This is a genomic window from Mesorhizobium sp. M0833, assembly GCF_040319905.1.
Taxonomy (GTDB): Bacteria; Pseudomonadota; Alphaproteobacteria; order Rhizobiales; family Rhizobiaceae; genus Mesorhizobium.
Window position 1 is genome coordinate 1 of record NZ_JAMYOQ010000035.1, and the last position, 20,767, is coordinate 20,767.

Consider the following 20,767-nt stretch of genomic DNA (forward strand, 5'->3'; position numbering starts at 1 on the left):
GATTGGCGCGAAGCGCCAAGACGGATGAGGGGTGCCGGAAGAAATGAGGCGTCGGCGTTCCCTGGAACACCCCTCATCCGACCGAGCTTCGCTCGCCCACCTTCTCCCGCAAGGGGAGAAGGGAAAAGGAGCCCTACTCCTCCGGCTCCGTCGTGAACATCAGCGGGTAACCCTTGGCCTTGCCGGCATCGGTCGCCCGCGCCGCCTTGGTCTCGGCGACATCCCTGGTGAAGACGGCGACAACGCAGACGCCGCGCCGGTGCGCAGTGATCATTATCCTATGCGCCTGGTCTTCGCTGAGCTTGAACTCGGCCTTCAGCACAGTCACGACGAACTCGCGCGGCGTGAAATCGTCATTGACCAGGATAACCTTGTAGAGCTTCGGCCGTTCGACTTTCGGCTTCGTGCTGGTACGGGGTTTTGTCGTGATTTCAGGCATTGGACCGGCAATTGCGTACGACGGCTTTGCGGTCATTTTGACATGGGCAAAAGCGGTCGTCCATTCAACCGCGCGCGAGCGGCTTCCCGGCGGGCGCAGTTCAAAAGTCCGTGCCTATGTGGGAACTGCCGTCTGGCGTTCAACGGGGGTGTGGGCCGGGACTGCCCCCATTGTCTGCACGCAACAAAAAAGACGACCGCTCCAGGCAAATCGCAACTGGAGCGGTCTTCTCATAGGGTAGAAAGCTGTCGCTTGATCAGGCCTTCGGAGCTGCCTTGACCGCGTGCTTCTTGTGCTTCTTGACGGTCTTCTTGGCAGCGACCTTCTTCACGGCCTTGGCCGGCGCAGCGGTCGTCGTTGTCGTCGCAGCCGGGGTGGTGGTCGCGGCATTGGCGCTGCTGGCGCCGAGAACCGGCATCGAGACGGCCAGCGCGATGGCAAGACCGAGGGCGGAGAGGAGAGACTTTTTCATGGCTTCACTTCCTTTTTGTGCAGATCGGATTGAGTGTCACTGAACGGGATCGATCGGTGTCACTCCAAGCAGCTTCAAAGCGTTCGCGAGCATCCGGATTCCCTGTGCCTGTTTCTTGTTGGCGCAGAACCGGTTTCCCTTTCTTTGAAGTGCTTTCGCCGCGGTGACCTGCGTTGCCGCGGCATGGGTTTCGAGGGCTTCGTCAAACTGGCGGTTCAGATCGATGCAACGCTCGCTGCGGGTGGTCGCCACCTTTGCATCGGCCGCCTTTGCATTGGCCACCTTTGCATCGGCCAGTTTTGCATCGGCTTGTTCAACCGCAGCCGTGACGAGCGAAATGGAAAGCAACGCACCCATCAGACTGATCGAGAACCTTTGCATTGGTCTATCCGTAATCCCGTAACGCGTGTCGCAGCCGATGACCTGACCGCCACGGCACCACTTATGACCTTGATTTTTTTCGGCAGTTTTTCCGGATTGTAGAATTTTGTTTCTGGATTGTTTCTGGGCAGCCCGGATCGGGCCGCCGATCTTCACTGGCCAACTTATGGCCTGAATTCTATCGTCTGGCTGACGGCCGAAGCACCGCTTGGGCGATCCACAAATGACAGGTTTCCTGTGAAATCCGACCCCCACATACTGATCGTCGACGACGACAAGGGCATTCGTGACCTGCTTCAGGAATTCTTCCAGAAGCGAGGGCTGCATACATCGGTCGCCGCCGACGGCACCGAGATGGAGACCATCCTGCGCCGCGCCCAGGTCGACCTGATCGTCCTGGACGTCATGCTGCCCGGCAAGAGCGGGCTGGAGCTCTGCCGCGAGTTGCGCGCCAATTATTCGACGCCGATCATCATGCTGACCGCGGTTACCGAGACAACCGACCGCGTGGTTGGGCTGGAGATGGGCGCGGACGACTACGTGCCGAAACCCTTCGATCCGCGCGAGCTGCTCGCCCGCATTCGTGCCGTCTTGAGACGCAATGGCGCCGCCGAGCCGCGACGCGCCGCCTCGCGGCAGATCTACCATTTCGCCGGCTGGACGATGGACTGTTCGCGCCGCCGGCTGATGGCGCCCGGCGACGTCAGGATCGAGCTGACGATGGCCGAATTCAATCTCCTGCAGACCTTCGTCAAGAGCGCGCAGCGCGTACTGAGCCGCGAGCAGCTGATCGAGCTGTCCGGCGGCGACAGCGGCTACAGCTTCGACCGCAGCGTCGACATTCTGGTCAGCCGGCTGCGGCGCAAGATGGAGGACGACCCGAAAACGCCGAAACTGATCCTGACTGTGCGCAGCGGCGGCTACCAGTTCCTGCCTGAGACGACCTCCGAATGAGACGCATCCTGCCGCAAACGCTGCCGGTCTGGGTGCTGCTCATCGTCATCGCCGGCCTGCTGATCAGCCAGATCGCGACCCTTTACATCGTTTCGCGCGACCGTGCCGCCGCCAATGACGTCGTCGATCTCTATCGGCTGAACGACCGCGCCTTCTCCCTGGTGCAGCTGATGCATGATGCCACCCCAGAACAGCGCAAGGCGACGGCCTCCGGGCTGTTCAACGCCACCTATGCGCTCACCGTCTCCGACACGCCCGCCGTCACCTCGTCGATAGCGGGCGACGACGAGCTGGCCGAATTGGAAGACATATTGGTCGGTCGGCTGTCGAAGTTCGGCATCACCGATGCACGGGTCCGCCGCGACCCGGCAACGCACGAAGCCGACGCTCCCGGTGGGACGGTCGCCGGTCCCGATATCGGCCAGGTCGAGCGCGACCTGCTGGTGCTGGCGGCCGATTTCGCCCAGAGCGACAAGCTGACGGCTTCGCTTCGCTTTGCCGACGGCCAATGGCTGAACTTCACCGAGCCGAACACGCCGGCCGGGCCGATACTGAGCTTCGATAGCCTGCCGCTCTATGCCTTGATCGCCGGGCTGGTGGTGGCTTCCTCGATCTGGTCGCTGCGCCGGCTGACGGCGCCCTACCGGATGATGGAGACCGCGGTGAAGCGGATCGGCGAGGACCTGAAAAGCCCGCCGATCGCTGAGAGCGGCAGCCGCGAGGTGCGTACCGCGGCAAAGGCGGTCAATGCCATGCAGGCGAGGCTGCGCGCCTACGTCGAGGACCGAGAGCATCTTGCGGCCGCACTGGCGCACGACCTGCGCACGCCGCTGACCAGGATGCGGCTGCGCCTCGAACTGCTGAGGAATTCGTCCGTGCGCGCCGCACTGGCGCACGACCTCGCCGACATCGAAGGCATTGCCAGCTCGGTCATCGACTTCGCCACTTTCGAGGTGACCGAGGAGAAGAGCGAGAGGATCGATTTCTGGTCGCTGGTAGCATCGATCGCCGACGGCTTCGACGAGGTCTCCTTCGAGAATGAAGACGGGCGCTCGCGCGGCCTGATCTGCATGGCGCGGCCGGTCGCGCTCCGGCGCTGCGTCACCAACCTCGTCCAGAACGCGGTGACCTATGGCAAGAGGGCGCATCTCAGCCTGCGTCAGTCAGGCAAGACAATCACGCTGGCGATCCATGACGAAGGGCCGGGCATACCGCAAGCCGAGCTCGACGCCGTGTTCGGCTCGTTCGTGCGCCTGGAACAGTCGCGCAACCGTCAGACCGGCGGCCTCGGCCTCGGCCTGACCATCGCCCGCAACATCGCCCGCGGCGCCGGCGGCGAGGTCATCCTGTCCAATCACCCCGATGGCGGCCTGTTGACGGAACTGAGATTGCCGCTGGCGGTTTAGCTTGCGGTATCGGGCTAAGCCGGCGTTCCTTCGCGCCGGCGTTTGGTCTCGGTTCTCGCCAAGGAGAGAAATTATCTTCGCAGCACCGCGCTCAGCACATCCCTGACGCCGATGGCGCCGACGAAGCGCGACTGGTCGTCGAACAGCGCCACCGGTGCGGTCTGCGAGCGATGCATGGCCAGCATCACGGTCTTCAGCGAGGTGCCGGGATTGGCCCAGAACACCTGCGCCGTCTCCTCCGGCTGGGCTTCGACATCGGCGCAGGACACCCATACCGCCGGCTTGCCGTCGCGCTCGGCCGCCGCCACCAGCCCATGCTCGTCGATCTTGAAGCGCGTCGTCTTGCGCCGGTCGAGCCACACCCAGCCGTTCTCGCCATGTTCGAGGTCGCGGCGGTCGCGCATGACGTTCCACGCGGTCAACACCGACAGAGGGTTCACATTGGCGATGAAGTCGCGGACATAGTCGTTGGCGGGCCGCAGCACGATGTCTTCCGGCGCACCGGTCTGCACGATGCGCCCGCCCTCCATGATAGTGATGTGGGTGCCGATCTTCAGCGCCTCCTCGAGGTCGTGGCTGACGAAGATGATGGTCTTCTTCAGCTCGGCCTGAAGCTGCAGCAGCTCGTCCTGCAGCTTGGTCCGGATCAGTGGGTCGAGTGCCGAGAACGGCTCGTCCATGAGCAGGATCGGCGCCTCGGTGGCGAAGGCGCGCGCCAGGCCGACACGCTGCTGCATGCCGCCGGAAAGCTCGTGCGCGTATTTCTTCGACCACTGGTCGAGATGAACCAGCTTCAGTTGCTTGTTCACCCGCTCCTTGCGCTCGGCTTCAGGCACGCCGGCGAGCTCGAGGCCGAGGCCGACATTTTCCTCCACCGTGCGCCACGGCAGCAGGCCGAACTGCTGAAACACCATCGCCACCTGTTTCTGCCGCAACCGCCGAAGCGTCGCCTCGTCGCAGGTGACGACGTCGACCGTGCCGTCGCCGTCCTTGACCAGCACCTGGCCGCGCGAGACGACGTTCAGCCGGTTGACGGCCCTGAGCAGCGTCGATTTGCCGGAGCCGGAAAGCCCCATCAGCACCGAGATCTCGCCCTCGTTCACGGTGAGGCTGGCGCCGGCGCAGCCCAGTACGTTGCCGGTCTGTTCGAGGATCTCGGCGCGGGTGGCGCCGCTGTCGATCAGCGCCAGCGAGCCTGCCTGGTCGGCGCCGAAGACGATGTCGACATTTCTGAAATCGACGGCGACGGTCATTTCTTGCCTCCCACGCCGATGCGCGTCATTCGGTCGAGCACGATGGCAAGCACGACGATGGCCAGCCCTGCCTCAAGCCCTAGGTCGATCCGGCGCGAACCGAGCGCGCGGTTGATCTCGGTGCCGAGGCCGCCGGCGCCGATAAGGGCGGCGAACACCACCATCGACAGCGACAGCATAATCGACTGGGTCAGCCCCGCCATGATGGTCGGCAGCGCCGAAGGCAGCTCGACCTTCCACAGCAGCTGGCGTTTGGTGGCGCCGAACGCCTCGCCCGCCTCGACGATCGATTTCGGCACCGAGGTGACGCCGAGATGGGTGAGCCGAACCGAGGTCGGGATGACGAAGATGATGGTGACGATGAGGCCGGGCGCATTGCCGAGGCCGAACAGGGTCAGCACCGGGATCAGGTAGACGAAGGTCGGCAATGTCTGCATCAGGTCGAGCACCGGCAGCATGATGCGATACACCTTCGGCTTGTGCGCGGCCCAGATGCCGAGCGGCACGCCGATGGCCATCGACACGGCGGCGGCGGCGACCACCAGCACCAGCGTCTCCACCGTCTGCTTCCACAGGTTCTGGTTGAGGATGAACAGCAATCCAATGAATACCGCCAAAGCCAGGCCTTTCGAGCGCTGCAGGAAATAGGCGAGCAGAGCGATCAGCGCGATCAGCAGAACCGGCGGCAGCAACAGCAGCCCGTCGACGATGCCGTCGAGCAGGAAGTTGAGGCTGTTGGAAAAAGCCCTGAAGATGGTGTCGAAATTGTCGGTTAGAAAGCCGAAAAACGCCTTCCCCCATGCCCCGATGGGAATCTTGTAACTGACCAGGAATTTGGAGATCGGATCCATCTAGCCCCTCTTCTGCCGGCGCCGTCCTTCGCCGCACGGTCATCTTGTCACAGGATATGAAAAAGGCAGCCATTTCTACCGTGGCTGCCCCTTGTCTCGTCATGCCAGATGGTCGGGTCAGCTTCCGAGCGCCGTTTTCACCGCAGCCGCCGCATCGCCGCCGTCGAAGGTGGTGACGCCGGCGATCCAGGGGGTGATCGCGTCAGGGTGTTTCTTCAGCCAGTCGGTGGCGGCGGTATTGGCGTCGGCGCCCTTCAGGATCGCGTCCATCATCTCGCCTTCCATGTCCAGGTTGAACTTCAGATTGGCGATGAACTTGCCGGCGTTCGGGCATTCGCTCATGTAGCCCTTGCGTACGTTGGTATGCACGGTGGCGGCGCCGAAGCCGCTGTCGCCCATCCCCTCGAGATAGGTGATCTTCATGGCGCCCATCACCGGATGCGGCGTCCAGCCAAGGAAGGCGATCCATTCATTGTTCTTCATCGACTGCTCGGCCTGGGTGAGCATGCCGGCCTCGGAAGACTCGACCAGTTCGAAGCCTTCGAGATTGGTCTTCGGGTCCTTGATCATATCGAGGATGATGCGGTTGCCGTCATTGCCGGCCTCAATACCATAGATCTTGCCGTCGAACTTGTCCTTGAACTTGCCGAGATCGGTCAGCGTCTTGACACCGGCATCGGCGACATAGGTCGGAACGACGATGCCATAGCCGGCACCGCTGAGATTTTCGCTGACGGTCTCGACCGAGCCTTCGGCGGTATAGTCCTTGATGTCGTTGGTCATCGACGGCATCCAGTTTCCAAGGAACACGTCGAGGTCTTTGTTCGTCAGCGACGCATAGGTCACCGGCACCGAAAGCTGGATCACCTGCGGCTCGTAACCGAGCGCCGTGAGCAGCACCGAGGCGACGCCGGTAGTCGCCTGGATGTCGGTCCAGCCGACATCGGACAGCCGCACCGTCTTGCAGCTTTCCGCATCACCGGCGAAGGCCCCACTCGTGGATAGAAAAGCCGCCAGGCCGAGGCCGGCGACGAATGAACTCATGCGCGACATAGAAATTCTCCCATTTCAGTTCTCGGTGAAGCGAAGTGGCGGTTTTATCTCCACCTTTGTTCCGTCAGCCAAACACCATTCTGCTGCGGTTTCAAGCACTAAGGCAATCACGAACAACGGCGCAGACTGGCCGATCGGCGACACGCCCGCCGCTTTACGGATGGAAGTCGTCTTTTCCCGGTGGAATGTAGGCGCTCCCCCTCCCCGCTTTGTTGCAACTCGGCTTAAAAGGACGGCATGGCCAAACTGTACTTCCATTATGCGACGATGAATGCCGGCAAGACGACGATGCTGTTGCAGGCCTCGTACAATTACCGCGAGCGCGGCATGACGACGATGCTGTTCATCGCCGGCCACTACCGCAAGGGCGATACCGGGCTGATCTCGTCGCGCATCGGCCTGGAGACGGAGGCCGAGATGTTCCGCGACGGCGACGATCTGTTTGCCCGGGTCGCCGAGCATCATGACCACGCCACGGTGCATTGCGTCTTTGTCGACGAGGCGCAGTTCCTCGAAGAGGATCAGGTCTGGCAACTCGCCCGCATCGCCGACCGGCTGAACATTCCGGTCATGTGCTATGGCCTGCGCACCGATTTCCAGGGCAAGCTGTTTTCCGGCTCGCGCGCCCTGCTGGCGATATCAGACGAGCTGCGCGAGGTGCGCACAATCTGCCGTTGCGGCCGCAAGGCGACGATGGTGGTACGCCTAGGGGCCGACGGCAAGGTGGCGAAACAGGGCGAACAGGTGGCGATCGGCAAGGACGTCTATGTCTCACTCTGCCGCCGCCATTGGGAAGAGGAAATGGGCCGCGCCATGCCCGACGATTTCATCGGCTTCATCAAAACCTGACCAGCGCGTTGCGTCCATCCGACCGCCCAGCCAACATTCGTTCGGCAATCGCGTCATCGTGCGGCGCTTGTTAAGGCCTGCTTCCTATTTTCAAAACCTCTCAGCCAGAGCCGTCGGGGAGTTCCCATGTTTCGAGCCATCTCATCTGCAACTGCTTTCCTCTTCGTCGGCGCTCCTGCCGCGCATGCCGACGGCGATGCCGCTCTCGGCAAGAAGGTCTTCAACAGATGCATGGCCTGTCACGAGGCAACGAGCGAACGCGACAAGGTCGGCCCGCATCTGCTGGGTGTCGTCGGTCGCACCGCCGGTACCGCGGACAGTTATCTCAGCCGCTACTCGCAGGGGATGAAGGACGCCGGCGCCGCCGGCCTGGTCTGGGACGAAATAAACCTTGCCGAATACCTGCGCGCGCCGCGGCAGAAGGTCCCCGGCAATAAAATGGCCTCCTCCGGCCTGACCAGCGACGAGGACATTGCCAATGTCATCGCCTACCTCAAGGCCGATCCCAAGCCCTGAGCGTGACCCCAGTTGCCTCGTTTCCTGGTGTCGCCCGTCTTCCGTCTTTCATTCGCCAAACCCGGCACATATAGTCACGGCGGTTTGCGACACGAAACCGATGCCGAAGCGGGAGGCCCCAATGGCGACATTGCAGAATTTCGATGCCGAGATTGCCAAGACCAAGCAGGTCGTAGAGGACATGCGCGCCAAGATCGAGCAGTCCGGTAGCGTGCTCGACACGCTCGCCACCGCCGACAAGAAGATCGGCGACGCCAATTTCGACATCGAGAATGCCCGCATCGAGGACGTGCTGAAGCAGCAGAAGGTGATGGAAGGCAATATCGCCGACCTGATCATCGGCCTGGAGGACGCCACCAACGTCTTCGGCGCCGAATTCGAGAGCATGAAGAACTACACCGGCTGGGAGAATTTCGTCGGCGTCTTCTCCAGCCAGCGCAAACAGCGCATGCGCACCGACCGCGTCCGCAACATGTCGCTGGCCGGCAATTTGCAGGAGCTGTTGGCGAAATCCGACACCATCGTCGGCATCCTCAAGGCGCAGAAGCAGGTTCTCGACACGCGCTACAAGACCTCCGAGGCTAGCCTGTCACAGGTGATCGAGCGCCGCAAGACAACCATGTCCAATCTCGAGACCGTGCAGAAGCGCATCGAGGAACTCAACCCGATGCTGCTCGACATCGAGAACAAGATCGCCGCCTCGACCAGCCAGAAGGAGCGCACGCAGCTTGAAGGCGAACGCTCGAAACTGGCCACGGAATACAACGAAAAGCAGGCCAAGGAGCAGGAATTGCTGGCCGAGAGCCAGACGCTGGAGCGCTACACCTCGATGTTCCAGACCTTCGTCGATTCGCTCAACAATCAGATCGCGGCGCAATCGACGCTGATCAACAAGCTGACCATCGATACCGAGCAGCGCATCGTGCTGTACAAGGCCCTGGAAGATTCGCTGAAGACCGCCGCCCAGCAGGATGTCGCCCACAAGATCAACACGCTGGGCAGCCAGGTCGACAACACTGCCGAGGAGACCATGGCCGGCATTGGTGCCGCCTCGCAAAAGCACATCGGCGATCTGCTTGAAATGCACGAGAAGAACATGGTCGCCACCGCCGACATCCAGCGCCGCAAGAAGCTCGCCGACGATGCCTTCGCCCGCCGCTTCGACGATGTGATGAAGAAGCACAATTCGGCAAATTACGTGCAGTCGTAATTGCTGCACGTGCACTGCTCCCAAGGGCTGGCAGCATGACCCCCGAAAACGAAGCCGCGGCGCGCTATTTCTCGGCGATCGCGGCGGCACTTGGCGGCCTCGAAGTGTTCATGCGCGACGATCGCTCGCCGCTCTATCGGCACGGCATCGTCGCCAAGGTCGTCGCCGAATATATTGCGCGGCTCGACAAGTCGTTCTCGTGCTGGCGCAACCGGCTGGGTTTCACCGAGACGTTCCGCATCTCGCGCGCCGAAAGCGGTTTTCCGGTTTTCCAGAACCTGCTCGAACTGGAAAACGACCGCCTCCAGGCCGACAGCCGTCTCGCCGTCGTCCCTTCGGCCAGCGAGCTGCGCGAGGAAATGGCCGACTTCATCCTGCGCCACAAGGAATTTCCCGAAGCGTTGCAGAAGTCGATGGCCGAGCGGCTTTACCTCGAAGACGTCAAGAGCGGGACCACCTTCGGCCCGTTCACGCTCGCGCAGACGGCCAAGGTTTCGGTCAACCCGAAGACGCTGCGGCCCTATTATCTGGTCCACTGGGCCTGCTTCGACGGCAGCGCCAACCTGCCGCTGGTCTACATGGCGACGGTCGAGGATTCCTCCGACGACATGATCCGGCAGCTGGTCGATAGTAGCGGCAAACTTAATGAGAGGGTCGATATTCCGCTGCCGGTCGACGGCTTGCTCAATCCCGAACTCGCCCACCGTTTCGACGATTTCACCGAGAAGAATTCCGCCTACACGCTGTCGCCGGCGACGATCGCGGTCAACCTCGACAAGGATTTCGAGACGCTGCATCCCAAGCAGCTGCGCCGCGTCGTGCTCGGCCCGTTCTATTCTGCCGGCATTACCGACAACAATTCGACGGTGAACGAAGTGCTGGCCAAAGTGCGCAAGCCGGAAAACGCCTGGCTGCTGACCTGGACCATCCAGGAGGTCTTTTCCAAGGCCGAGAAGCCCGGCCGCAAGGGGCTGTTTTCGAGCGAGAAGACGACGCAGGAATTCTTCATCAACACCGACGATCTCGAGGCCGCACGCCAGGGCGTGTCGAGCTACGAGAACCACGCGCTGATTCCACATGAGGCCTATCAGTCGCTTTACGCCGCCGGCGAGGCGCAGAAGATCTTTTCGGGCTACAAGGTCCATATCCTGTCCAAAGGGCAGGTCATCAGCGACGTCTGACCATCAAATCGCGGAGCATCCTCCATGGACACCGGTCTGACCACCATCCCGGAAGCGGCAATCGAAAAGCACCGCGCCACTGCGCAAAGTTTCATCACCCGCATCGTCGTGCTGGAAGACCCATCGCGCGAATCCGGTACCGCGCTTGCCGGCACCAACCGCCGCTTCGTCTCGACCGTTTCGGTCGGCTCGGTTCGCCGCACGCGCGAGGTCGAGCTCGCCAAAACCGTCGCTGCCGTCCATCCCGACGACCAGCTGCTGACCATCCCGCAGCACATGCTGCTGTTTCGCGCCCGGCGTGGGCTGGCCATTGCGTTGGCAATATCCGATGTCTTCGCCGAAGGCTCTGACCTCGAAAGCCTGCAGGCGAAAAACGCCCGCGCGCCGCTCGAAGGCGACGAGGCCGCCACATTCAAAAAGCTGCTGTCGGCTTCGGCCTATATTTCCGCCTTCAGCTTCGCCTCCTATCTGTTCCAGCTGATCGATAGCGACGGCGAGGCGCCGAACGACACGCCCGAGCCGGACTTTCTGTTCGACACGCCCCAGGACGCGGTGAAATCGATCGTGGCCGGCCTCGACAGGGCGATATCAGGCGCGAAGGACGACGCCGACCTGATGACCCGGGCGCGCGCCTTTGCCCGCATTGCCATCGATGGGCTTTTGGCGCGAAAAGGCCGCTTCGACGGCATCGGCCCGTTCGAGAACGCGCATATCCGCATCGACGTCGACGATTTCACGCTCGATGGTTTCGACGTCGCGCCGGGCAAGCGGGCAAAACCGTTGGTCATGACCTTCAAAAAACCAGAAGAGGTCGTCGGCAACCACATCGCCAAATACCAGTCGGTCAAGCTCGCCAAGATGCTGATGGCCTACGACTTCGAGCGCGAGCTGAACCCGTTTGTCGAGCTTGGCGGCTTCCTGTTCACCTTCATCGGAGACGGCGCGCCCGGCACCGGCAAGACGACGCTGATCCAGATGATCGCCGGTCTCGTCAACGGCTACTGCCAGGTCGCCGGCTATCCCTTCGCCTACGAGAATTTCGGCGTCGACCAGATCTCCTCCTACCAGGGCAAGTCCGGCCAGAACTGCCGCCAGTTCATCAACAATGTGCTGAACCCGCGCGTCATCGGCTTCGGCACAATCGACGATATCGACCAGGTCGCCGCACGCCGCTCAGACGACCGTGCCTCTGCCGGCCAGCAGGAAATCACCGGCGTCCTTATGGACGCGTTCGGGGGTGCCGGCACCGTGGTGCGCGGCAATTGCTCGTTCGGCATGTTTTCCAACTATCCCGAGAACGTCGACGACGCATTGCGCCAGCGCGCCGGCGCGCGCTGGCTGGTCGATGGCCCGCAGAGCCGCGACGACTACATCGACATCTTCGTTCTGCTCGCCGGCAAGAACCACAAGATCCCGCTCGGCGATCACAAGCTCTATGCGGCGCAAGAGATCCAGCGCGCGGTGATGGAAGCCTATGAGGAGCATGAAAAGCCGCACGAAGACGGGCTGATGAAGGTCTACGAGCGCTATATGAAGGAGAACGGCGCACCGAAGACGATGGCCGACATCGGGACTTATCTGCACATGATCAAGGATGCCGAACCGCGCTTTACCGGCCGCGCCATCAAGAACGTCACCGACGCGATCAAGATGCGCGCCATGGACATCGAATTGCCCGACGAGTGGTTCGAAAAGCCGGAAGCCTTCATGCACAAGGGTTACGACGACAAGAAAGCCATGATCGAGGAACTGCGCGGGCCATTCTCGATGGACATGGTCATGCAGGAGATCAATCGCTATGCGGATTCCGAATTCCGTTATTCCGACAAGTCCGACGACGCCGCGGTGAGCAAGATGATCCGCGATACTCGGCTGCGGGAGCGTGCCGTCCGCGAGATCGAGGAGATGAAGAAGAAGGGGCTATGGAATGCGTGAGATGCGCCGACGCCCCCTTCTCCCCTTGTGGGAGAAGGTGTCGCCGAAGGCGACCGATGAGGGGTATTCGTCAAGCTGGAACACCCCTCATCCGACCGAGCTTCGCTCGGCCACCTTCTCCCACAAGGGAAGAAGGAGCGTTCGCGCTCCTCATCCGCCGTTCGGACACCTTCTCCCCGTGAACGGGAAGAAGAAAGCATGAGCCCCGCCAAGAAGCCCGATCTGTTGCGCGACAACGAGCTGATCTACGGCCGGCTGCTGACGATCGACGAGCCGCACCTGATCCAGCGCTACAACAAGGCGATGATCGCGTTCGGCTTGAAGCCGACCAAGTTGAAAAGCTTCGAGATCGATCGCACCGGCTTCTCGCCGCAGGTCGCCGAGGAATGCGGCGACTACAGCTACCTCGATCCGAACGAGGTCAACCGCCGCTTCATCATCCTGACGCCGTCGCAGATCGACCTGCCGGTGGTGCACACGGCATTCTCCAACACCTCGCTGCTGATGTACGAATTCATGTCGAAGAACCAGCGCGCCATCGATGCGCTGACGATCAAGGACGTCATCTACGGCGAGATCGAGGACTCGGTCCCCAAGGTCGACGACATCGAGGACCTGCTGTCGATCAACCAGGTCGAATTCAAGGTGCTCTCGGCCGAGGATGTGCTCGGTAAGGCCGCCGAACTCGGCAAGCTGGTCGACCGGCTGAAGCAGGAGCCGGATGCCTGGCGCGACAACGCCATGCTGGCCCACATGGTCGAGCTGGCGAAGATCTGCGGCGACATCCGCGAGAATGCGCTGGTGCCGGACCAGGTGATCTTCCGTCACAATGCCTATTGGACCAGCCATTTCGGCGGGCTCTATGTGTTCGTCGATCCCGACGTGACGACGGTGATCAGCGACCCGGCAGCGCCCGGTTTCCGCCGCTCGCGGCCGTGGCAGGTGAGTTACCTTTCGATCCACGATGCCGACAAGGTGTTCAAGTTCCTCGCCTCGACCGGGCGCATCGAGCTGCCGCGCGCCTCATGGATCGAAACCTCCGGCTATCTCGAGCATCGCGCCGAAATGGTGGTGCGCGCGCTGATCCGCGACGCCGAGCCCGACCGCAATCTGACCGATGTCGACAAGGTCTGGCTGCAGACCTGGATCCACGGCCATGCCGATCTGATCACCAGGGACGGCAATTTTCCCTTCCTCAACGCCGCCAAGCGCGAGATCGCCCAGCTCGGCCATCTCAAGATCGAGGATGTGTTCCCGCAGCAGCGCTTCCTGGTCATCCGGGCCAAGCCGGACCATCCCGACGCCTGGCTGACCAACCAGCTGATCTCGGACTTCGTGCCGCAGGACTTCGTCTCGCGTTACGTCTTCAACAAGCCGGGCTTCTACAGGGATTATGACGGCTTCAGCGACGCCTGGCGATCGCATGTTGTGGACGTTCTGAAAACCACATATTTGAAGGACAAGGTGGCGTTTCGCACACGCCTCTACGGCTTGACTGACTGAGGGGGTGACATCGCCATGCTTGATCCGATCGTGAATTTCTTCACCCGGATTTTCCAGTGGATTGGCCGCGGCATTGGTCTGCTCATCGGCGCGATCCTGTGGCCGTTCCTGTGGGCGGGGCGCTGGTACACGCAACGCGGCTGGATCCTGAAGGCGGTGCTCGGCCTGGCTGTGCTCGTGCTGATCGGCCTCTATGTCAATTTCTTCTATGCCACGCAGTGGTGGAACAATTTCGACCCGAATTACGTCGACAAATACACTTTCGAAAAACGCAACAGCTCCGCCGGTGAACAGGTTTCCGCCGGCGCCGGCACCGACACGGCCAAGACCTGCGGAAATTCAGCCATTGCCCAGGTTGCTGCCGACCTGACCGACTTCAACGTCAACCAGAATGCCTGGGTGTCGTCGATGATCCTCTACAAGCTCGGCCTGTTCGGCATCGACTGGGACCACACGCCGTTCATGGACAACAAGGCTTCGTTCCAGCGCGGCATCAACCAGGCAGTGCGGCGTACGGCGACCGAGCTTGCCGATAATCTCGGCCGCGTCCGCACCACCTCGCAGATCGACGCCGACCTGCAGGACGCCCGCGGCAATCTGCAGTTCGATGAGGAAACCTGGTATTTCGGCTTGAACCCGTTCGGCCCCAAGACGCCGACGCCGAGCTACTATCGCGACGCGGTGCGCAAGCTGCGCTCCTTCAACGCCCGCCTCGCAGCCTGCCAGGCGACATTCGATGCCCGAGCCGACAATCTCAAGCAGTATATCGACCGCATCTCGTCCGATATCGGTTCGACCTCGGCGATCCTCAAGGAGCGTGCCGAAAACCACAATAATGGCTGGTTCGACACGCGCGCCGACGATCGCTTCTGGTTCGCCTATGGCCAGCTCTATGCCTATTACGGGCTGATGAAGGGCGCACAGGCCGACTTCGAGGACGTCATCAAGGAAAAGCACCTGCAGAACCTGTGGGATACGATGGACGCGCAATTCGTCTCGGCGCTGCGCATCCAGCCCTTCATCATCGCCAATGGCCGCGAAGACGGCTGGCTGCTGCCGACACATCTGACGACGATGGGGTTTTACATACTCAGGGTGCGCTCGAACATGGTCGAGATCAGCAACGTGCTGACGCAGTAGCCGATCGTTCCGCACAGCCGGCGCTGGTGAATTTGCGCCGTTGCTTCTGTCGCTTTTCGCGTATTAGGCGGCTGTTTTGAGACGGCGGAAGCGCCCCTGCTCTGGCTTCTATACGGCGCTGCGACCGGCGCAAAAAAGAACCTGTAGCAGAGCGGCCGGCGGCAGAGGTATTTTCTTCGCAGGAAACATAGTTGCATGAAAGTTGACGCCGCGGCAGCGACAGGGGTAGAACATGCTCGCGCCTGCAATGCCGGGCTGTTCTTGCGACCACACTAGTCAAATCCGTCCAATCCAGAGGGAAGCCGTCATGGCCGAAGTGAAGTCCGACATCGAGATCGCGCGCGGCGCCAGGAAGAAGCAGATCCAGGAGATCGGCCAGAAGATCGGCATTCCGAGCGAACATCTTCTGCCCTACGGCCATGACAAGGCGAAGATCTCGGCCGAGTTCATCAAGTCGGTGAAGGGCAACAAGGACGGCAAGCTGATCCTCGTCACCGCCATCAACCCGACACCGGCCGGCGAAGGCAAGACGACGACGACGGTGGGCTTGGGCGATGGCCTCAACCGCCTCGGCAAGAAGGCCATCGTATGCATCCGCGAGGCTTCGCTCGGACCGAATTTCGGCGTCAAGGGCGGTGCCGCCGGCGGCGGCTACGCGCAGGTCGTGCCGATGGAGGACATGAACCTCCACTTCACCGGCGATTTCCATGCCATCACCACGGCGCATAATCTGCTGTCGGCGCTGATCGACAACCACATCTATTGGGGCAACGAGCTCGGCATCGACACCCGCCGTGTCGTCTGGCGCCGCGTCATGGACATGAACGACCGGTCGCTGCGCGAGATCATCTGTTCGCTCGGCGGCGTCGCCAACGGTTTCCCGCGCGAGGCCGGTTTCGACATCACAGTCGCCTCGGAAGTTATGGCCATCCTGTGCCTGTCGACCGACCTGAAGGACCTGGAAAAGCGCCTCGGCGACATCATCGTCGCCTATCGTCGCGACAAGTCGGCCGTCTATGCCCGCGACCTCAAGGCCGACGGTGCAATGGCCGTACTCCTGAAGGACGCCATGCAGCCCAATCTCGTGCAGACGCTGGAGAACAACCCGGCTTTCGTCCACGGCGGCCCCTTCGCCAACATCGCGCATGGCTGCAACTCCGTCGTTGCCACCACGACGGCGCTGAAGCTAGCCGATTACGTCGTCACCGAAGCCGGTTTTGGCGCCGATCTCGGTGCCGAAAAGTTCTTCGACATCAAATGCCGCAAGGCCGGCCTGAGGCCGGCAGCGGCGGTCATCGTCGCCACGGTTCGCGCCATGAAGATGAATGGCGGCGTCAAGAAGGAGGACCTCGGCAAGGAGAACGTCGAGGCGGTCAGGAAGGGATGTGCGAATCTCGGCCGCCACATCGAGAACATCCGCCAGTTCGGTGTGCCAGCTGTGGTCGCCATCAACCATTTCTACTCCGACACAGAGGCCGAGATCCAGGCGATGAAGGACTACGTCGCCTCGATGGGCGAAGAGGCGATCCTGTGCAAGCACTGGGCCCAGGGATCGGCCGGCATCGAGGAACTGGCCAAAAGGGTCGTGGCATTGGCCGACTCCGGCGCGTCGCAATTTGCCCCGCTCTATCCCGACGCCATGCCGCTGTTCGAGAAGATCAACACCATCGTCCAGCGCATCTATCGCGGTTCCGAAGCGATCGCAGACAAGTCGGTGCGCGATCAGCTCCACGCCTGGGAGCACGCCGGCTACGGCCACCTGCCGGTCTGCATGGCCAAGACGCAATATTCCTTCTCGACCGATCCGAATCTGCGCGGCGCGCCGACCGGCCACACCGTACCGGTGCGCGAGGTCAGGCTGTCTGCCGGCGCCGGCTTCGTCGTCATCATCTGCGGCGAGGTCATGACCATGCCCGGCCTGCCCAAAGCGCCATCCTCGGAAAAGATCTTCCTGAACGAAATGGGCCAGATCGAAGGCCTGTTTTAGGGATAATCAATGCTCGAACGGCAAAGGGCGCCGCAACGCTGCGGCGCCCTTCTGCCTGTCCGCAATGGTCTCCTACGCTGCGCTCCGCGCCAGCGCGCGCTGGTTGGAGGCATAGGGTGTGTCGTGCTGGGGTACCACGCCGGTCTTCAGGCACTCGATCCATTCGGCGGTTTTGAGAACGGCCGCGAAGCGCGATTGCAGGACGATCGTCACGACGCGATGGATTTCCTCCCCCGACGCGTAGCCGGCGCTGTTGGCGTATGGCAACGACCCCGTTGCGTCCGATAGGAACTCAACCTCGAAGCCCATATGCACGGCGTGGATGACCGTCGACAGGTCACAATTATGCGTCATATAGCCGATGACCGTGATCGTATCGACAGAGTTGGCGCGCAGCCACTCCTCAAGGTCTGTGCCGGTGAAGGCGCTGGGCAAGTTCTTTTCGATGTAGTGGTCACGGTTTCGCTTGGCGATTTCCGGGTGCAACTCGGCGCCATGGCTGCCCTTGGCGAAGACCGGCGAGGTTTCCGGTGCCAACTGCTTGATGACCACCACCTTGACGCCTGCCTCGGTGGCCGCGTCCATCGCTCGCGCCACATTGACGACGCTGTCGCCGAAGGGCGGATGCTGGATGGCGAGGTTGCCGCCGTCATAGTCGTTTTGAACATCGATGACGATGAGGGCGCGGCGTGGAGCTTTGCCTGTGGCTGGTTGCGACATGGGGTTTTCCTTTCCCGTTGGACAGTGATGGGTGGACGATAAGCTCGGCACGGGAACGCAAAAAGTGTCCCAATTGACATTATTCGAAAGAATTGGGACAATTGGTTGTTACTCCTGTTGGTGCTGCCATGACCGATCCTGCCGTTGCCGCCATCGCCTTCGATGGCATCAGCCCGTTTCATCTCTCCGTGCCGTGTCTCGTGTTCGGCGCGGATCGCACGAGGCTCGGCCTGCCGCGCTTCGACTTCCGGGTCTGCGCGATTGAGGACGGGCCGATCCGCACCGATGCCGGGCTGACCATCAGCGTCCCGCACGGGCTTTCCGCGCTCGATGACGCCGACATCGTCATCGTGCCAAGCTGGAAGGATCTCGGGAGCTCGCCTCCAGCCGCCTTGATCGACGCGTTGCTTGGCGCGCACGAGCGCGGCGCGCTGATCGTCGGGCTGTGCTTGGGAACGTTCGCTGTTGCGGCGACCGGACTGCTTTCGGGGCGGCGAGCGGCGACGCACTGGGCCTACGCGGATCAGCTGCAGGAACTCTATCCCGACATTCTCGTCGAACCGGAAGTGCTCTACATCGACAATGGCGACGTCGTGACATCCGCCGGCGTCGCCGCCGGGCTCGACTGCTGCCTGCACGTCGTACGGGCTCGTTACGGCGCGGAGGCGGCACTTCGCCTGGCCCGGCAGATCGTGCTTTCTCCGCATAGGCAGGGCGGGCAGGCTCAATTCATCGAACGTCCCATCGCCAGGACCGGCAATGCGGACCGCTTCACCCAGGCTCTCGAAGCGGTGCGCAAAACCCTGGGTGAGCCGCACAGTCTGGACAGCGTTGCCGGTCACGCCGGCCTCACCCGCCGGACGTTCACGCGCCGTTTCCAGAAAACGATCGGCACCAGTTTCGGTGACTGGCTGACCGACCAGCGCGTCCAGCTGGCGCAGCGGCTGCTGGAAGCAACGGAAAAATCGATGGACACGGTTGCCTTCGAGGCCGGTTTCGGCAGCGCCACCTCGCTGCGCCAGCATTTCGCGGCGCGGCTCAGAACCTCGCCGGCGCAGTACCGGCGCGAATTCTCGAAGAGTGCTCAGGAGGAGCGCGTGGCGCACATGCCGAGGTGAAATTCGGCTCGCGCTCGATTCCAGGGCAATCGCTTCAGTGCCGACGTTGGACTGCCATCTGGCCCGAGCAGGCTATCTTTTTTCTCGAAGCGATTGCCCTGCTCTCGATCCTGTCGTGCTTGAAAGGCTCTGCGTCATCTGTCATATATTAAAGCGACAGATGACGCGAAGAGGGCTCGCCGGGGCGATGGCATTGGAAAAGGCTGCGCCAGCAGCAAAAAACAATGAACTTCAGAAGGTGGTGAAATTGCTAGGCGGCAGCCGCATTCTGGCAAGGCGCCTCAGCAGCGCTTTGGATGCCCACGAGTTGCTTCTGCACGGCCTGCCGGCTTCAGCGCTGGACCATCTTATCGGGCAACTCGTCTTCATCCAGAAGACTGATTCGCTGGAGAAGGCCGTCGGCATGAGCCTGCGCACCTACCAGCGCCGCAAGGATGCTCCTTCCAAGCCTCTCAGTCAGGACCAGAGCGGACGAACCTGGAAGTTCGCGGAGATCCTGTCGAAAGCGACCGACGTGTTCGGTTCGCAGGTGGAGGCAGAGCAATGGCTGGAGCGCCCGGCGATTGGGCTCGACCAGCGTCGTCCAATCGACCTTCTGGCGACACCGGCGGGGATCGAGCTTGTAGAAGACTATCTGGAACGGCTTGAATATGGCGTTTATGCATGACGCCGCTGCCGGCGGCGCTTGGTGGCTCCGACCTCATCGGATGGCGCCTCGATCAAGCCGCGTTTGCGCCTGCATGGGATAGTGGCGAGGGCGCATACAGGGTGGGCGGACGCTGGAACAGCAAGGGCGTGCGCGCCGTCTACTGCTCGATCGATCCGTCGACTGCGATCCTCGAAGTTGCGGTCCATAAGGGCTTCAGGGTGCTCGACACGATTGCGCATGTCATGACGGCAGCGATCGTCAGCGATGTCGCAGATGTGCATATTGTCGACCCCGTCGCCGTGCCCAACCCCAACTGGTTGCGCCCGGGCATTCCGAGCCCCGGACAACAGGCGTTTGGCGACGATCTTCTGCAACGGCACCGTTTCGTTGTGATTCCGAGCGCCGTATCGCAGCATAGCTGGAACCTGATCTTCGACGCGGGCCGCGCCAGAGGGGCATACGCCATGAAGACGCAGGAGGCGTTTGCGCTCGACACACGGTTGCATCCACCTCCGGCCAAGTGACACGGCCGCCAATGTCCATCAAAACGACGACATGACCGGCGACAGAAGCACAGGTGCTCAGCCGTTGCTGATTATCCGTGCCGGACTGCCGACCACCGTGGTGTTCGCCGTCACGTCGCGCGTCACCACGGCACCGGCGCCGACGATGGCGCCGTCGCCTATCCTGACCCCGCCGAGGATGATGGCACTGCCGCCGATCCAGGCATTGTCGCCGATCTCGACGGGCCTGGCGATTTCCAGCCCTGCCTGCCGCCCAGCAGTCTCCTTGTGGTGCTCGGCGCAATAGATCTGCACATTGGGGCCGAGCAGCGTTCCCTTGCCGATGCGCACTGGCGCCGTGTCGAGGATGGTGCAGCCGGCATTGAGGAAGACGCGGTCGCCGAGAAAGATGTTGAAGCCATAGGCACAGTGGAACTGCGCTTCGATCCGGGCGCCCTCGCCCGCAGCGCCGAGCAGCGTCCGCAATCCAGGCCCGATATCGCCACGCTGCCGCGGTGGCAGGCTGTTGTGCTCGAACACCGCGTCGCGCGACGTAATGCGCAGCGCCTCCAGTTCCGGATCGAGGCAGCAATACCACTCGCCCGCCGCCATTTTCGTGCGTTCGCTCGCCGTCATGGCCGCAACTC

At 62.1% G+C, this 20,767-nt stretch carries 21 protein-coding genes; 13 read left to right on the forward strand and 8 right to left on the reverse strand.

Features of this window, described 5'->3' with window-relative positions; genetic code table 11:
• Positions 1 to 133: 133 nt before the first annotated feature.
• The 3 genes from clpS to NKH98_RS27535 all read right to left on the reverse strand — a co-directional run bounded on the left by clpS (position 134) and on the right by NKH98_RS27535 (position 1,292).
• A complete protein-coding gene (gene clpS / locus NKH98_RS27525; protein ID WP_023679498.1) occupies positions 134 to 439 on the reverse strand; it encodes an ATP-dependent Clp protease adapter ClpS in 306 nt (101 codons plus the stop codon).
• A 256-nt stretch (positions 440 to 695) separates the two neighbouring features.
• Positions 696 to 911, reverse strand: a complete 216-nt coding sequence (locus NKH98_RS27530) for a hypothetical protein (protein WP_352450529.1) — start codon at positions 909 to 911, stop codon at positions 696 to 698.
• A 36-nt stretch (positions 912 to 947) separates the two neighbouring features.
• Positions 948 to 1,292 (reverse strand): hypothetical protein, encoded by a 345-nt coding sequence (locus NKH98_RS27535; protein ID WP_292665026.1) that lies wholly within the window; start codon positions 1,290 to 1,292, stop codon positions 948 to 950.
• Positions 1,293 to 1,529: 237 nt separating this feature from the next.
• Between NKH98_RS27535 and NKH98_RS27540 the strand changes: the two genes are divergently transcribed.
• On the forward strand, positions 1,530 to 2,246 hold the full coding sequence (locus NKH98_RS27540; RefSeq protein ID WP_352478004.1) for a response regulator: 717 nt from the start codon (positions 1,530 to 1,532) through the stop codon (positions 2,244 to 2,246).
• A complete protein-coding gene (locus tag NKH98_RS27545; RefSeq protein ID WP_352478006.1) occupies positions 2,243 to 3,652 on the forward strand; it encodes an ATP-binding protein in 1,410 nt (469 codons plus the stop codon). The genes NKH98_RS27540 and NKH98_RS27545 overlap by 4 nt, the downstream gene beginning before the upstream one ends.
• Positions 3,653 to 3,723: 71 nt before the next feature.
• On the opposite strand, the gene choV is transcribed toward NKH98_RS27545, so the two are convergent.
• The 3 genes from choV to NKH98_RS27560 all read right to left on the reverse strand — a co-directional run bounded on the left by choV (position 3,724) and on the right by NKH98_RS27560 (position 6,809).
• Complete coding sequence (choV, locus tag NKH98_RS27550) at positions 3,724 to 4,905, reverse strand: choline ABC transporter ATP-binding protein (RefSeq protein WP_254819159.1); 1,182 nt, start codon at positions 4,903 to 4,905, stop codon at positions 3,724 to 3,726.
• Complete coding sequence (gene choW / locus NKH98_RS27555; protein WP_352903318.1) at positions 4,902 to 5,756, reverse strand: choline ABC transporter permease subunit; 855 nt, start codon at positions 5,754 to 5,756, stop codon at positions 4,902 to 4,904. The genes choV and choW overlap by 4 nt, the downstream gene beginning before the upstream one ends.
• A gap of 117 nt (positions 5,757 to 5,873) precedes the next feature.
• Positions 5,874 to 6,809, reverse strand: coding sequence for a choline ABC transporter substrate-binding protein (locus NKH98_RS27560; protein ID WP_352903320.1), 936 nt, complete (start codon positions 6,807 to 6,809; stop codon positions 5,874 to 5,876).
• 237 nt (positions 6,810 to 7,046) lie between these two features.
• On the opposite strand from NKH98_RS27560, the gene NKH98_RS27565 reads away from it, so the two are divergent.
• The 8 genes from NKH98_RS27565 (at position 7,047) to NKH98_RS27600 (ending at position 17,130) form a co-directional block, all read left to right on the forward strand.
• Positions 7,047 to 7,658: a thymidine kinase gene (locus NKH98_RS27565; RefSeq protein ID WP_254819156.1), complete on the forward strand. Its 612-nt coding sequence runs from the start codon at positions 7,047 to 7,049 to the stop codon at positions 7,656 to 7,658.
• A gap of 126 nt (positions 7,659 to 7,784) precedes the next feature.
• Positions 7,785 to 8,174 (forward strand): c-type cytochrome, encoded by a 390-nt coding sequence (locus NKH98_RS27570; protein WP_352903322.1) that lies wholly within the window; start codon positions 7,785 to 7,787, stop codon positions 8,172 to 8,174.
• A 121-nt stretch (positions 8,175 to 8,295) separates the two neighbouring features.
• Positions 8,296 to 9,384 carry a hypothetical protein gene (locus NKH98_RS27575; protein ID WP_352800159.1) on the forward strand — a complete coding sequence of 363 codons (1,089 nt, stop codon included), beginning with the start codon at positions 8,296 to 8,298 and terminating at the stop codon, positions 9,382 to 9,384.
• Between the two features lie 35 nt (positions 9,385 to 9,419).
• Positions 9,420 to 10,565 (forward strand): hypothetical protein, encoded by a 1,146-nt coding sequence (locus tag NKH98_RS27580; RefSeq protein ID WP_352903324.1) that lies wholly within the window; start codon positions 9,420 to 9,422, stop codon positions 10,563 to 10,565.
• Between the two features lie 24 nt (positions 10,566 to 10,589).
• A complete protein-coding gene (locus NKH98_RS27585; protein WP_352800155.1) occupies positions 10,590 to 12,500 on the forward strand; it encodes an AAA family ATPase in 1,911 nt (636 codons plus the stop codon).
• A 198-nt stretch (positions 12,501 to 12,698) separates the two neighbouring features.
• Positions 12,699 to 14,003 carry a DUF6638 family protein gene (locus NKH98_RS27590; RefSeq protein WP_254819151.1) on the forward strand — a complete coding sequence of 435 codons (1,305 nt, stop codon included), beginning with the start codon at positions 12,699 to 12,701 and terminating at the stop codon, positions 14,001 to 14,003.
• A 15-nt stretch (positions 14,004 to 14,018) separates the two neighbouring features.
• Positions 14,019 to 15,143 (forward strand): DUF2333 family protein, encoded by a 1,125-nt coding sequence (locus tag NKH98_RS27595; RefSeq protein ID WP_023679513.1) that lies wholly within the window; start codon positions 14,019 to 14,021, stop codon positions 15,141 to 15,143.
• Positions 15,144 to 15,450: 307 nt separating this feature from the next.
• Positions 15,451 to 17,130: a formate--tetrahydrofolate ligase gene (locus NKH98_RS27600; RefSeq protein ID WP_352903326.1), complete on the forward strand. Its 1,680-nt coding sequence runs from the start codon at positions 15,451 to 15,453 to the stop codon at positions 17,128 to 17,130.
• 72 nt (positions 17,131 to 17,202) lie between these two features.
• On the opposite strand, the gene NKH98_RS27605 is transcribed toward NKH98_RS27600, so the two are convergent.
• Positions 17,203 to 17,850, reverse strand: a complete 648-nt coding sequence (locus NKH98_RS27605) for a cysteine hydrolase family protein (RefSeq protein ID WP_352903328.1) — start codon at positions 17,848 to 17,850, stop codon at positions 17,203 to 17,205.
• A 128-nt stretch (positions 17,851 to 17,978) separates the two neighbouring features.
• Between NKH98_RS27605 and NKH98_RS27610 the strand changes: the two genes are divergently transcribed.
• From NKH98_RS27610 to NKH98_RS27620, 3 genes are all read left to right on the forward strand, one after another.
• Positions 17,979 to 18,968 (forward strand): helix-turn-helix domain-containing protein, encoded by a 990-nt coding sequence (locus tag NKH98_RS27610; protein WP_352903330.1) that lies wholly within the window; start codon positions 17,979 to 17,981, stop codon positions 18,966 to 18,968.
• A 187-nt stretch (positions 18,969 to 19,155) separates the two neighbouring features.
• A complete protein-coding gene (gene parS, locus NKH98_RS27615; protein ID WP_352903332.1) occupies positions 19,156 to 19,635 on the forward strand; it encodes a type II RES/Xre toxin-antitoxin system antitoxin in 480 nt (159 codons plus the stop codon).
• On the forward strand, positions 19,632 to 20,141 hold the full coding sequence (locus NKH98_RS27620) for an RES family NAD+ phosphorylase (RefSeq protein WP_352903334.1): 510 nt from the start codon (positions 19,632 to 19,634) through the stop codon (positions 20,139 to 20,141). The genes parS and NKH98_RS27620 overlap by 4 nt, the downstream gene beginning before the upstream one ends.
• Before the next feature lie 57 nt (positions 20,142 to 20,198).
• On the opposite strand, the gene NKH98_RS27625 is transcribed toward NKH98_RS27620, so the two are convergent.
• Positions 20,199 to 20,756, reverse strand: a complete 558-nt coding sequence (locus tag NKH98_RS27625) for a sugar O-acetyltransferase (RefSeq protein WP_352903336.1) — start codon at positions 20,754 to 20,756, stop codon at positions 20,199 to 20,201.
• Positions 20,757 to 20,767 lie beyond the last annotated feature (11 nt).

Bases quoted from the DNA above. Each gene is read 5' to 3' on its own strand.
- clpS (WP_023679498.1), bottom strand. From the start codon at position 439: ATGCCTGAAATCACGACAAAACCCCGTACCAGCACGAAGCCGAAAGTC.
- NKH98_RS27530 (WP_352450529.1), bottom strand. From the start codon at position 911: ATGAAAAAGTCTCTCCTCTCCGCCCTCGGTCTTGCCATCGCGCTGGCC.
- NKH98_RS27595 (WP_023679513.1), top strand. From the start codon at position 14,019: ATGCTTGATCCGATCGTGAATTTCTTCACCCGGATTTTCCAGTGGATT.
- NKH98_RS27580 (WP_352903324.1), top strand. From the start codon at position 9,420: ATGACCCCCGAAAACGAAGCCGCGGCGCGCTATTTCTCGGCGATCGCG.
- NKH98_RS27575 (WP_352800159.1), top strand. From the start codon at position 8,296: ATGGCGACATTGCAGAATTTCGATGCCGAGATTGCCAAGACCAAGCAG.
- NKH98_RS27605 (WP_352903328.1), bottom strand. From the start codon at position 17,850: ATGTCGCAACCAGCCACAGGCAAAGCTCCACGCCGCGCCCTCATCGTC.
- NKH98_RS27545 (WP_352478006.1), top strand. From the start codon at position 2,243: ATGAGACGCATCCTGCCGCAAACGCTGCCGGTCTGGGTGCTGCTCATC.
- NKH98_RS27560 (WP_352903320.1), bottom strand. From the start codon at position 6,809: ATGTCGCGCATGAGTTCATTCGTCGCCGGCCTCGGCCTGGCGGCTTTT.
- NKH98_RS27565 (WP_254819156.1), top strand. From the start codon at position 7,047: ATGGCCAAACTGTACTTCCATTATGCGACGATGAATGCCGGCAAGACG.
- choW (WP_352903318.1), bottom strand. From the start codon at position 5,756: ATGGATCCGATCTCCAAATTCCTGGTCAGTTACAAGATTCCCATCGGG.
- NKH98_RS27585 (WP_352800155.1), top strand. From the start codon at position 10,590: ATGGACACCGGTCTGACCACCATCCCGGAAGCGGCAATCGAAAAGCAC.
- NKH98_RS27620 (WP_352903334.1), top strand. From the start codon at position 19,632: ATGACGCCGCTGCCGGCGGCGCTTGGTGGCTCCGACCTCATCGGATGG.
- parS (WP_352903332.1), top strand. From the start codon at position 19,156: ATGGCATTGGAAAAGGCTGCGCCAGCAGCAAAAAACAATGAACTTCAG.
- NKH98_RS27610 (WP_352903330.1), top strand. From the start codon at position 17,979: ATGACCGATCCTGCCGTTGCCGCCATCGCCTTCGATGGCATCAGCCCG.
- NKH98_RS27570 (WP_352903322.1), top strand. From the start codon at position 7,785: ATGTTTCGAGCCATCTCATCTGCAACTGCTTTCCTCTTCGTCGGCGCT.
- NKH98_RS27535 (WP_292665026.1), bottom strand. From the start codon at position 1,292: ATGCAAAGGTTCTCGATCAGTCTGATGGGTGCGTTGCTTTCCATTTCG.
- NKH98_RS27590 (WP_254819151.1), top strand. From the start codon at position 12,699: ATGAGCCCCGCCAAGAAGCCCGATCTGTTGCGCGACAACGAGCTGATC.
- choV (WP_254819159.1), bottom strand. From the start codon at position 4,905: ATGACCGTCGCCGTCGATTTCAGAAATGTCGACATCGTCTTCGGCGCC.
- NKH98_RS27600 (WP_352903326.1), top strand. From the start codon at position 15,451: ATGGCCGAAGTGAAGTCCGACATCGAGATCGCGCGCGGCGCCAGGAAG.
- NKH98_RS27625 (WP_352903336.1), bottom strand. From the start codon at position 20,756: ATGACGGCGAGCGAACGCACGAAAATGGCGGCGGGCGAGTGGTATTGC.